We start from the raw sequence: 12,164 nt of genomic DNA, 5'->3' as shown, positions 1-12,164 counted from the left end.
GCCACCCCCACAGGGGCAACCCTCCTCCACAAGAAATGCGCGGCGGCGTCCTACTCTCCCACCCCCACCATGGAGGCAGTACCATCGGCGCTGAGGAACTTAACGACCGGGTTCGAAATGAGACCGGGTGTGACCCCCTCGCAAAAACCACCGCAACCCTAACCCCAAACCACGAACCACACGATCCGTGTCGGGAAAACCAAGGGCCGCAACGAGCGGCAACCATATGAAAAAGAACAAAAACGATTCGTGTGCGATCATCACGCTCCACCACCCCTACCTTCAAGAGTGATGAAATAGTGTGCGCGAGCACCCAGCCATCTGCGGTGGACAAGCCCTCGGCCGATTAGTACCGGTCAGCTCCACCCCTCACAAGGCTTCCACACCCGGCCTATCAACCCAGTCGTCTACTGGGAGCCTTACCCCTCTTAGGGGCAGGAGACCTCATCTCGAAGCAAGCTTCCCACTTAGATGCTTTCAGCGGTTATCCCTCCCGAACGTAGCCAACCAGCCATGCTCCTGGCGGAACAACTGGCACACCAGAGGTTCGTCCGTCCCGGTCCTCTCGTACTAGGGACAGCCCTTCTCAAGTCTCCAACGCGCACAGCGGATAGGGACCGAACTGTCTCACGACGTTCTAAACCCAGCTCGCGTGCCGCTTTAATGGGCGAACAGCCCAACCCTTGGGACCAACTCCAGCCCCAGGATGCGACGAGCCGACATCGAGGTGCCAAACCATCCCGTCGATACGGACTCTTGGGGAAGATCAGCCTGTTATCCCCGGGGTACCTTTTAGCCGTTGAGCGACACCGCTTCCACACGCCGGTGCCGGATCACTAGTCCCTGCTTTCGCACCTGCTCGACACGTCCGTCTCACAGTCAAGCTCCCTTGTGCACTTACACTCACCACCTGATTGCCAACCAGGCCGAGGGAACCTTTGGGCGCCTCCGTTACCCTTTAGGAGGCAACCGCCCAGTTAAACTACCCACCAGACACTGTCCCCCACCCGGATCACGGGTGCGGGTTAGATGCCCGAAACAGCCAGAGTGGTATTTCACCAACGCCTCCACCACCACTAGCGTGGCGGCTTCACCGGCTCCCACCTATCCTACACAAACCATCCCAAACACCAATGTCAAGCTATAGTGAAGGTCCGGGGTCTTTCCGTCCTGCTGCGCGAAACGAGCATCTTTACTCGTAGTGCAATTTCACCGGGCCCATGGTTGAGACAGCGGGGAAGTCGTTACGCCATTCGTGCAGGTCGGAACTTACCCGACAAGGAATTTCGCTACCTTAGGATGGTTATAGTTACCACCGCCGTTTACTGGCGCTTAGATTCCCAGCCTCGACACGTAAACGCGTCTAACCGGTCCTCTTAACGTTCCAGCACCGGGCAGGCGTCAGTCCGTATACCGCGTCTTACGACTTCGCACGGACCTGTGTTTTTAATAAACAGTCGCTTCCCCCTGGTATCTGCGACCCCACCCAGCTCAGACCGCAAAGGCCATCACCAGACAGGGCTCCCCTTCTCCCAAAGTTACGGGACAATTTGCCGAGTTCCTTAACCATGGTTCACCCGAACGCCTCGGTATTCTCTACCAGACCACCTGCGTCGGTTTCGGGTACGGGCCGCCCACACACTCGCTAGAGGCTTTTCTCGACAGCACGGGATCACTCACTTCACCACAAACGGCTCGACATCACGCCTCACCCATGTAACGAGAGACGGATTTGCCTATCTCTCGGGCTACACGCTTATCCGGGACAACCACCGCCCGGTAGAGCTACCCTCCTGCGTCACCCATCACTTACCTACTACCCTCCTGGGTCCCACGCCTCCACGACAGCGCACCCGAAGGCACACCACCGCTTCAGTGGTGGTTAGCATCAAAGGACTCGGTACTGGGCGCGTGTGAACGGGTACGGGAATATCAACCCGTTATCCATCGACTACGCCTGTCGGCCTCGCCTTAGGCCCCGACTCACCCTGGGCGGATTAACCTGCCCAGGAACCCTTAGTCAATCGGCGCACACGTTTCTCACGTGTGTTTCGCTACTCATGCCTGCATTCTCACTCGCACACCCTCCACCCCTAGGTCACCCGAGGCTTCACCGGACGCACGACGCTCCCCTACCAACCCGGACCTAAGCCCGGGCTTCACAGCTTCGGCGGTGTGCTTCAGCCCCGCTACATTATCGGCGCAGAATCACTTGACCAGTGAGCTATTACGCACTCTTTAAAGGATGGCTGCTTCTAAGCCAACCTCCTGGTTGTCTCAGCAACTCCACAACCTTTCCCACTTAGCACACGCTTAGGGGCCTTAGCTGATGATCTGGGCTGTTTCCCTCTCGACTACGAAGCTTATCCCCCGCAGTCTCACTGCCGCGCTATAACTTAAACCGGCATTCGGAGTTTAGCTGACCTCAGTAACCTTGTCGGGCCCATCAGCCAACCAGTCGCTCTACCTCCGGCAAGCAACACACGACGCTGCACCTAAATGCATTTCGGGGAGAACCAGCTATCACGGAGTTTGATTGGCCTTTCACCCCTACCCACAGCTCATCCCCCAGGTTTTCAACCCTGGTGGGTTCGGGCCTCCACGACCTCTTACAGCCGCTTCACCCTGGCCATGGGTAGATCACCCCGCTTCGGGTCTACAGCATGCGACTATGTTCGCCCTCTTCAGACTCGCTTTCGCTACGGCTACCCCACCCGGGTTAACCTCGCCACACACCATAACTCGCAGGCTCATTCTTCAAAAGGCACGCCATCACCCCTGCAAGCAGGAGCTCTGACGGCTTGACAGCACACGGTTTCAGGTACTATTTCACGACCCCTCACCGGGGCACTTTTCACCTTTCCCTCACGGTACTTGTGCACTATCGGTCACCAGGACGTATTCAGGCTTGACAGGTGGTCCTGCCAGATTCACACGGAATTCCTCGGGCTCCGCGCTACTCGGGAGAATGCAAACGCCTAGGCTGTTCCTTCACCTACGGGACTCTCACCCACTCCGGTACCGCTTCCCAACGGCTTCGGCTAGAACAACCATCAGCGCTCCGGGCCGGCAGGCCCGAACATGCACATCCCACAACCCCGCACACGCAACAACTGCCGTCTATCACACGCGCACGGTTTAGCCACCATCCCCTTTCGCTCACCACTACTCAGGGAATCACTGTTGTTTTCTCTTCCTACGGGTACTGAGATGTTTCACTTCCCCGCGTCACCACCAACCGCCCTATACATTCAGACGGCGGCAACCCGACACAACTCGGGCTAGGTTCCCCCATTCGGACACCCACGGATCACAGCTCGGTTGACAGCTCCCCGCGGCCTATCGCGGCCTCCCACGTCCTTCATCGGCGCCTGGTGCCAAGGCATCCACCGTATGCCACACTAACTTGGCCACCACAGATACAAGATGCTCGCGCACACTATCCACGAATCAAAACACCAGCCACACACCCAACCACAACACCGCACACTGCGATCAAACCCCTCACCCGCTGCACCACCAGCCAACCGAGAAACAGCCGACCAGCACCAGCGAGACGAGGCGACCACGCGGGTCTTCGTCAGGGTGGCACGCAGGAACACAACCAGCGGTTGCATCCTCAGACACCCAACAGCGCGCCCGCACCCCGTCTTCCAGGACGAGGTGCAGAAGTTCGTCTCTCAGTTCAGCCATCCCAGCAGCGCCAGGTCCAGACCGAGGCCTAAACCCTGCTCCTGGGTCCACTTTCGAGTCCGCCGACCGCCACCGACCACAACAGCCGATGTCACGACCAGCCCATAAGACTCCTTAGAAAGGAGGTGATCCAGCCGCACCTTCCGGTACGGCTACCTTGTTACGACTTCGTCCCAATCGCCAGCCCCACCTTCACCCACTCCCCCCAGCAAGCTGGTTAGGCCGCAGGTTTCGGGTGTTGCCGACTTTCATGACGTGACGGGCGGTGTGTACAAGGCCCGGGAACGTATTCACCGCGGCACTGCTGATCCGCGATTACTAGCGACTCCACCTTCATGGGGTCGAGTTGCAGACCCCAATCCGAACTGAGACCGGCTTTTAGGGATTCGCTCCACCTCACGGCATCGCACGCCCACTGTACCGGCCATTGTAGCATGTTTGCAGCCCAAGACATAAGGGGCATGATGACTTGACGTCATCCCCACCTTCCTCCGAGTTGACCCCGGCAGTCTCCCATGAGTCCCCACCATCACGTGCTGGCAACATGGAACAAGGGTTGCGCTCGTTGCGGGACTTAACCCAACATCTCACGACACGAGCTGACGACAGCCATGCACCACCTGTCACCGATCCCAAAAGGACCCACCGTCTCCGATGGTTTACCGGTGATGTCAAACCTTGGTAAGGTTCTTCGCGTTGCGTCGAATTAAGCAACATGCTCCGCCGCTTGTGCGGGCCCCCGTCAATTCCTTTGAGTTTTAGCCTTGCGGCCGTACTCCCCAGGCGGGGCGCTTAATGCGTTAGCTACGGCACGGGAACCGTGGAAAGCCCCCACACCTAGCGCCCAACGTTTACGGCGTGGACTACCAGGGTATCTAATCCTGTTCGCTCCCACGCTTTCGCTCCTCAGCGTCAGGTAAGGCCCAGAGACCCGCCTTCGCCACCGGTGTTCCTCCTGATATCTGCGCATTTCACCGCTACACCAGGAATTCCAGTCTCCCCTACCTACCTCTAGCATGCCCGTATCCACTGCAAAACCAGGGTTAAGCCCCAGCCTTTCACAGCAGACGCGACACACCGCCTACGAGCTCTTTACGCCCAATAATTCCGGACAACGCTCGGACCCTACGTATTACCGCGGCTGCTGGCACGTAGTTAGCCGGTCCTTATTCCCCACCTACCGTCAACCCCAAGAAAACTTGAGGCCTGCGTGAGTGGTAAAAGAGGTTTACAACCCGAAGGCCGTCATCCCCCACGCGGCGTCGCTGCGTCAGGCTTTCGCCCATTGCGCAAGATTCCCCACTGCTGCCTCCCGCAGGAGTCTGGGCCGTGTCTCAGTCCCAGTGTGGCCGGTCGCCCTCTCAGGCCGGCTACCCGTAATCGCCTTGGTAGGCCTTCACCCCACCAACAAGCTGATAGGCCGCGAGCCCATCCCCAACCGACAAGTACTTTCCACACCCCGCCATGCGGCAGGGTGTCGTATCCGGTATTAGACCGCGTTTCCACGGCTTATCCAGAGTCAGGGGCAGGTTGCTCACGTGTTACTCACCCGTTCGCCGCTCGTGTACCCCGAAGGGCCTTACCGCTCGACTTGCATGTGTTAAGCACGCCGCCAGCGTTCGTCCTGAGCCAGGATCAAACTCTCCATCAAAGGCCAAACAACCCAACCGTGCCGAAGCATGGCGGGTAAACCTGGAAGAGATAACCCTGACCGACCATGACTCGCATCATGGCCAATCAAAGGAACCCGAGCACCCGCAACCACCAAGGGTTCCGTGTGCTCAAAAGGGCCAAAACAAACTTGGCTGAAAGAAAAACAAACACGCGCTGTTGAGTTCTCAAGAAACAACCGCTCATCCCATACGAGCCGACCTGTCATTTGCCTGGTCTGGCTTTTCTGTTGAGGCGGTGCGTTCCGCTTTGTTGTGTCTCCACTTTATCAGGGCTTCCGCAACCCGCCAAACCGGCGGATTTTCGTGAAAGCTTCCCTGAAAAATCGCCGCACAGAATCCCCACAGCAAAACCCGCCCGGCACACTGATGTATGCCAGCCAGACTCTGAGCTTCGGACCCTGCAGACGCGGCCACCACCATCGGACAAGACCAAGGTGCGGCCGGAGAGAAGACCGCCGCCCCGAGGGCCGGGCGAACCGGCTGCTTCAAGGCGACTCGGACAACTATAGCCCTCTACTCCGGGAACACCAACTTGGGGAGGCGTGACCCGGGACACCCCCGCGTCAGTCCTGCATCTAGGCTCGGCGATGTGTCAGCACCGTTGGACGGAGAGCACGTTTCGGAGTTCGAGTCCCACCGGCCTCGGCTCTTCGCTGTCGCCTATCGTCTTCTCGGCTCTGCGACCGAGGCCGAGGACGCCGTGCAGGACACGTACCTGCGTTGGAGCGACACGGATCGCAACCTCATCACCACGCCTGCGGCCTGGCTGACCAAGGTCCTTACCAACCTCTGTCTCAACCGTCTGACCGCTGCCCGCGCGCGTCGGGAGGCGTACGTGGGGCCGTGGCTTCCTGAGCCAGTGCTAACCCCAGACTCGTCGCTCGGTCCCCTGGAAACCGTCGAGCAGCGTGAGTCCGTATCCATGGCGTTGCTGGTCCTGCTCGAACGGCTCACGCCCGCCGAACGGGCGGTCTTCGTACTTCGCGAAGCATTCGCGTACCGCCACCGTGAGATCGCTGAGGTCCTGGATCTCAGCGAGGCGAACTGCCAGCAGCTCAATCGCCGGGCCAGGCAGAAGCTGCATGACGAGCAGGGCCATCGGCCGGTCTCCGAGACACCCCACGAGCAGCGGAACCGGATCGCCGAGCTGTTCTTCGCGGCCGCACACAGCGGTGACCTCACCGGCCTTGAACGACTGCTGGCCGACGATGTCACCGCGTGGGCGGATGGCGGTGGCAAGATCGGGGCCGCACGGCGCCCCATCTTCGGCAGCACCAGGGTGGCGCGTTACCTCCACGGACTGTTCCGACAGATCGACGCCATCGTGGAAGAACGCTTCGGGCCCGGCCTGGAGATTTGCGCTGCGGAGGTCAACGGAGAACCGGCGCTCCTGGTCACGGTCGACAGCGGACCGCTTGCTGTGGCGGTCCTTGAGCTTCACGACGACCGCATCGCAGCCATCCGCACCATCGTCAACCCCGACAAGCTTGCGTTCATCGGCGCTCAGCTGTCCCGTTCCCACGCGGGCGTGCTTCTCTGGCCCACCACGCCTCGCTGAAAGGCTGGTCTCTCCCCCTCCCCACCCGTCTACCCGCGCACGTGTGACGGGGGACACACCCAGTTCCTGTCATGGATCGGTCCTCTCCCCGGTTCAGGAGATGCCATCACGGCGGGCGGTGTCGCCAAGCACCGCACATCCGCCTCGCCGTCCAGGGCTTCCGAAGGGAAAAGGGAAAGGGAAGGGGACGTCAGTGACGCACCGCATCCTCGTACTGGGCGCCGGTTACGCGGGTCTCACGACCACTGCCCGGCTAGCCCGCCGACTCCACCCGCATGACGCACGCGTGACCCTGGTCAACGCGAATCCCCATTTCGTGGAACGCGTGCGGCTCCACCAGCTCGCCACCGGTCAGCGGCTTGCCGACCTCCCCCTGCGAAAACTGCTGGACGGAACCGGTGTTCAGCTCATCGTCGGACGGGTGGCCTCCGTCGACCCGGAGCGGCGGCACGTGCGCGTGACCGGCGAATCCCGAGACGAGCTGAGCCTCGAATACGACACGCTCGTGTACGCGCTCGGCAGCATGGCCGATCTCGACGTCGTTCCGGGCGTCGCAGAACACGCGTTCAGCGTCTCCGACACCGAGGGCGCTGCCGCACTTCATCACCGGGCAGCGGACCTCGGCGCCGCCGGAGGCGTCCTCGGGGTGGTGGGCGCCGGATTGACCGGCATCGAGGCCGCGACCGAACTGGCCGAGACCTATCCACGTCTCCGCGTACGGCTGCTGTCCACCGACGCGCCGGGAGACGGCCTGTCCCTCGCCGCTCAGCGGCATCTCCGCCGCGTGTTCCGGCGGTTGGACATCGATGTTCGGGCGGACTCCCCCGTCACGGAGGTCCAACAGGACCGCCTGATGACGACGCGGGGCGACGCGGTGCCGCTCGACGCCACCGTCTGGACCACGGGTTTCCGGGTCCCCGCCCTTGCCCGCGAGTCCGGACTCGCCGTCGATCACGATGGACGCATCCTCGTGGACCAGACGATGCGTTCGCACTCCCACCCGAATGTGTACGCAGTCGGCGACGCGGCCCTGGCCCGCGGTCCAGGTCGACTCGCGTCCCAGCAGCTCCGCATGGCCTGTGGGACCGGTGTTCCGATGGGGTGGCAGGCCGCCGATGCGATCGCCGCCCGCATCACAGGGCGTGATCCGCATCCGTTCCGTTTCCGGTACGCCGCGCAGAACATCAGCCTCGGCCGCCGGGACGGTCTCATCCAGTTCGTGCGTCCTGACGACTCCCCCCACCGCGCCATCCTGACCGGCCGAACCGCCGCCCGTTGGAAGGAGGCCGTCGTGCGCGGTTCCGTGCGGGTGATGCGTTACCCCGGGCTCTACCTGGCGCCGCCTCGTCGACGGGAGCTGCCTGATCACGCGCAGGGGCGGGAGCAGGAGGCGGGACCCGTTCTACGACGCCCCTGACCGCGCCCGAGGATCATCACGCGTGAGTCGGATCCTGGGGTCCAGTCGCGCGGTGGCGATCTCGCCGATGAGGTTGGCGGTGACCACGATCGCACCGGTGATCAGTACAACGGCGAGCAGCACCGGGTAGTCCTGCGTCTGCGCCGCTTCCAGTGCCAGCCGCCCCATGCCGGGCCACGCGTAGATGAGTTCGATCGCGTAAGCGCCGGCCAGCAGTTGGGCGACGCCGGTGCCGAACCGAGCGGCGAACGGAACCAGCCCCGGCCGGAGGATGTGCCGGGTCCGCACCGTCCATGGCGGCAGGCCGCGCGCCTCGGCGTTGAGGACGTGTGTGGACCCGCGCACCCGCGCGACGCCCGTCTCCACCAGTCGGACGTAGACGCCGAAGTGGTGCCCGAACGTCAGTGCCAGGGCGGGCAGCGTCACCGAGGACGCCACGATGGCCGGCGTGAGCGGCTGCCCCGGCTGCCCCAGTCCGCCCGAGGGGAACCAGCCCAGCCAGACGGAGAACACGAACAAGAGCAGCAGCGCACCGACGAACCCGGGCATACCGCCCAGTGCGAACATGGCGAGCTGGATCGCGCGGCGCAGCGCGGTGCTCCGGGTGAGACCGGCGACCAGGCCGATCGCGATCGCTCCGATCAGGCTGAAGACGGTAGCCACGGCGGCCAGCAGGAGCGTCCAGGGAAGGGCGTCGGCGATCGCGTCGGCCACGGGACGGCCGGTCATGTAGGAGAAGCCGAGGTCGCCGTGGAGAACCCCGCCGACCCACTCGGCGTAGCGCACCGGCATCGGCTCGTTGAGGCCCATGGCCTCCCGCTGCACCGCGATGGCGGCTTCGCCCACCGGCCGCCCGCCCGACCGGGCTTCCAGCACGTGCCGCGCGGGGTCACCGGGGGCGAGGTCCAGGAGGAGGAAACAGACCACCGACAGCACGGCGGTGACCATGACCGCCGCGGTGATCCGCCGGACGATGAACCGGGTGATGGTGGTCCTCCTGTGGGTGTGGGATGGGTGAGCGAGGAGATGCGGGTGGCCGGATCCGTCACCCCTCGTCTCGCCGCTGGATGAGGTCCCAGCGGTTGCCGTAAAGGTCCCGGAAGACGGCGACCGTGCCATAGCGCTCGTGCCGCGGCTCCTCCGCGAAGTCGACTCCGGCCGCGCGCATGCGGGCGTGGTCGGCGTCGAAGTCGTCGGTGTACAGGAACAGGCCGACGCGTCCGCCGGTCTGGTCGCCGATCCGCGCCCGCTGCTCCGGGGTCACCGCGCGGGCGAGCAGCAGTCCGGCGTGCGGCGGCGCACTCGTCGGCCTTCCTGCCTCCGCTGCGTTTGCACATTCCGTGGTTCTCGGGGCGACGACCACCCACCGCTTGCCTTCGTAGTCGTCGTCGAGTCGGGTGTCCTCGACCAGTTCGAATCCGAGTTTGCCGACGTAGAAGTCGATGGCCTCGTCGTACTCCCGGACGACGATGGTGACCAGACCGAGGTGGGCCATCCGGTGATCATCTCCTTGAGGGGCCCCGGGGTTCGTGGGTCCCGCTGTGCGCGACCCACGAACCCCGGGGCCCGAGTCGCTACGGGAGACCCTGCCCTACCCCGGCGGGCCCGCCGCGCGTCCGGCCCGGCCCCTGCACGGGTCGGACTGGGCGGAGGTGGCTACTTCGCGAACGACCAGTCTTCAACATTCCAGAAGAACCCGTAGCCGTGGTGGGCGAGCGTGCGCTCCTGTAGACCCTCGAGGTTCGACGGGACGGCGTTGACCGCCTCCAGGTAGGAGACGAAGACGAACGGGGGGTCCTCGACGAGGGCCTTCTGGAAGTCGGTGTAGGCCTTCTTCCGCGTCTTCTCGTCGCTGGTGCTACGGCCCTCTTCCAGGGCTTTGTCCGCGTCGTCGTTGGCGTAGCTGCCGTAGTTGGAGCCTCCCTTGGCCAGCGACTCACTGGAGTGGAACGGGCCGTAGAGCGCGCCGTCCGGGTCGTAGGGCGTGCCCCACCCGATGAGGAAGGTCTCCAGCTTGTCCCACTTCACCGAATCCTGCGGCTCCGGCTTCGCGGTCACGTCGAAGCCCTGCTCGCGCAGCTGGGTCGCGAGCACCTCGATCATGGAGGCGCGCAGGCCGTCCTCGGCGAAGGTGGTGAGGTCGAACTCGACGGGCTTGTCGTCCTTGGCCCAGATGCCGTCGTCGTTCTTCTCGTATCCGGCATCGGTCATGATCTTCTCGACCCGCTTCGGGTCGAAGGTGTAGTCGGCGACGTCCGCGTGGAAGGGGCTCTTGTCGAGCGGCCCGGTGGCCGGGGAGCCGTACCCGTGCTGCACGCTCTTGATGATCGCGTCGCGGTCGACGGCGTAGTTCATCGCCTGGCGGATCGCCGGGTCCTTGAACCGGTCATCGGTCATGTTGAACATGACCGCCCGGTAGTCGGCGGTGGGCCACACCTTCACCTCGGTGCCGTTGTCGCCCCCATCGCCTCCGTCACCGTCGAACTCCTTGGCCTGCTGGGGTTCGAGGTAGGCGGCGTCCACCTCCCCGTTCTTCAGCTTGATGAGCCGCGTCGCCGCGTCGGGAACGTAGGAGATGGTGATGCCGTCGAGTCCCGGGGCACCGTCGTAGTAGTCGTCGAACGCGCTGAGCGTCGCGTACTCGTCGTGCTTCCAGGTGTCGAGCTTGAACGGGCCGGTACCGATGGGGTGCTCGTTGAAGTCCGGGTCGTCGATCCCGGTCTTGGCGAGGATGTGTTCGGGCAGGATCCCGTTGGCCAGCGTGTCCAGCAGGGCGGGCGCCGGCTCGCTGAGCTTGATGGTGACGGTGTGGTCGTCATCGGCGGTGACGTCCTTGACGTCGGCGAACTTGTTGCTGGTGACAAAGTCGCCGTCGCGGATGCCCTCGATGGTGAAGACGACGTCGTCGGCGGTGAAGGGCTCACCGTCGTGCCAGGTCACCCGGTCGCGCAGGGAGAAGGTGTAGGTCCGCTCGTCGTCGCTGATCTTCCAGCTCTCGGCCAGTGCCGGGACGATCTTGTTGTCCGCGTCATGCCCGGTGAGGCCGCGGAAGACCATCTCCGTGACGGGGTCGAGGTGCTCGTCGACCAGGGCGGGGTTGAGCACGTCGGGTTCGTCGCCCAGGGCGTAGGTGAGCGTGTCGCTCCCGGCACCGTCCTGGGTGCCGCCACCGGCACACGCGGTGGTGAGGAGCACGACGGACGCGCCCACGGCGAGGAGAGATCGGGACCTCTTCATGTTTCCCCACTAGTTGCGAATGATTTGCAACTAGAAACCATACGCGTGTGGGGTCGCGGCGCCGACGGCGAGGCCGGGAAGCGGGTGATAGGGGACAGGTCCCGCCTGGTGGCGGGGCCTGTCCCGAACGAACGTGGAGCGGACGCGAAGAGCCGAGGGAGGAACAGGAGGGAGAGAGAAGGGGGTCAGTCCACGACACGGCCCTGGACATAGGGCGTCGAACGCTGCTCCCACTCCAGGTAGCGCTCGGTCTCCCCCAGCAGGCTCGACGTGAGCCAGATGACGACGCCGATGTCGTCGGCGAAGCCGAGGATCGGGATGAGCAGTTCCGGCACGAGGTCGACCGGGGACACGATGTAGGCGATCGCGACCAGGAACATCACCAGTCGCGACGCGGGGAGTTCGGTGTACTGGCCGCGAACCCGGTTCCCCAGCATGCGCGGGACCGCTCCGGCGCGCGCGAACACGGATGGCTTCCCCGGCTTCGTCCCATCGTGCACCATCTGCCACGCGGCAGCACCGGCGGCGGCGCGATTGCTCTTGCGCACAGGCCTCACCTCAAAGATCGTCGATGTCGCCCCAGGCG

The 12,164-nt window shown here is 63.6% G+C and carries 6 protein-coding genes and 3 rRNA genes; 2 read left to right on the top strand and 7 right to left on the bottom strand.

Translation table 11 applies throughout. The features are described from left to right. Positions 1-37 precede the first annotated feature (37 nt). The 3 genes from rrf to CDO52_RS04340 all read right to left on the bottom strand — a co-directional run bounded on the left by rrf (position 38) and on the right by CDO52_RS04340 (position 5,344). A 5S ribosomal RNA gene (gene rrf, locus CDO52_RS04350) occupies positions 38-155 on the bottom strand. Positions 156-325: 170 nt separating this feature from the next. Beyond that, positions 326-3,413, bottom strand: a 23S ribosomal RNA gene (locus CDO52_RS04345). A 398-nt stretch (positions 3,414-3,811) separates the two neighbouring features. Continuing rightward, a 16S ribosomal RNA gene (locus tag CDO52_RS04340) occupies positions 3,812-5,344 on the bottom strand. Together the 16S, 23S and 5S rRNA genes form the textbook arrangement of a ribosomal RNA operon. A gap of 611 nt (positions 5,345-5,955) precedes the next feature. On the opposite strand from CDO52_RS04340, the gene CDO52_RS04335 reads away from it, so the two are divergent. Further along, on the top strand, positions 5,956-6,924 hold the full coding sequence (locus tag CDO52_RS04335) for an RNA polymerase sigma-70 factor (RefSeq protein WP_232524381.1): 969 nt from the start codon (positions 5,956-5,958) through the stop codon (positions 6,922-6,924). Positions 6,925-7,117: 193 nt separating this feature from the next. Then, complete coding sequence (locus CDO52_RS04330) at positions 7,118-8,341, top strand: NAD(P)/FAD-dependent oxidoreductase (protein ID WP_051060888.1); 1,224 nt, start codon at positions 7,118-7,120, stop codon at positions 8,339-8,341. Here the strand turns inward: CDO52_RS04330 and CDO52_RS04325 are convergent. The 4 genes from CDO52_RS04325 to CDO52_RS04310 form a co-directional block, all read right to left on the bottom strand. Further along, complete coding sequence (locus CDO52_RS04325; protein WP_394296734.1) at positions 8,327-9,460, bottom strand: ABC transporter permease; 1,134 nt, start codon at positions 9,458-9,460, stop codon at positions 8,327-8,329. The two genes, CDO52_RS04330 and CDO52_RS04325, sit on opposite strands and share 15 nt — an antisense overlap. Continuing rightward, positions 9,387-9,836 (bottom strand): VOC family protein, encoded by a 450-nt coding sequence (locus tag CDO52_RS04320; RefSeq protein ID WP_017620739.1) that lies wholly within the window; start codon positions 9,834-9,836, stop codon positions 9,387-9,389. The genes CDO52_RS04325 and CDO52_RS04320 overlap by 74 nt, the downstream gene beginning before the upstream one ends. 161 nt (positions 9,837-9,997) lie before the next feature. Beyond that, positions 9,998-11,578, bottom strand: a complete 1,581-nt coding sequence (locus tag CDO52_RS04315; RefSeq protein WP_026126176.1) for an ABC transporter substrate-binding protein — start codon at positions 11,576-11,578, stop codon at positions 9,998-10,000. A gap of 185 nt (positions 11,579-11,763) precedes the next feature. Continuing rightward, positions 11,764-12,126: a YkvA family protein gene (locus tag CDO52_RS04310; RefSeq protein WP_017620737.1), complete on the bottom strand. Its 363-nt coding sequence runs from the start codon at positions 12,124-12,126 to the stop codon at positions 11,764-11,766. Positions 12,127-12,164: the final 38 nt, after the last annotated feature.

It is taken from the genome of Nocardiopsis gilva YIM 90087 (genome assembly GCF_002263495.1).
Taxonomy (GTDB): domain Bacteria; phylum Actinomycetota; class Actinomycetes; order Streptosporangiales; family Streptosporangiaceae; genus Nocardiopsis_C; species Nocardiopsis_C gilva.
This window is presented reverse-complemented; position numbering and strand designations above follow the sequence as displayed.

What these genes read in the sequence shown, in the direction of transcription:
- CDO52_RS04325 (WP_394296734.1), bottom strand. Translation starts at nt 9,460, where the DNA reads ATGGCACGGTCGCCGTCTTCCGGGACCTTTACGGCAACCGCTGGGACC.
- CDO52_RS04320 (WP_017620739.1), bottom strand. Translation starts at nt 9,836, where the DNA reads ATGGCCCACCTCGGTCTGGTCACCATCGTCGTCCGGGAGTACGACGAG.
- CDO52_RS04315 (WP_026126176.1), bottom strand. Translation starts at nt 11,578, where the DNA reads ATGAAGAGGTCCCGATCTCTCCTCGCCGTGGGCGCGTCCGTCGTGCTC.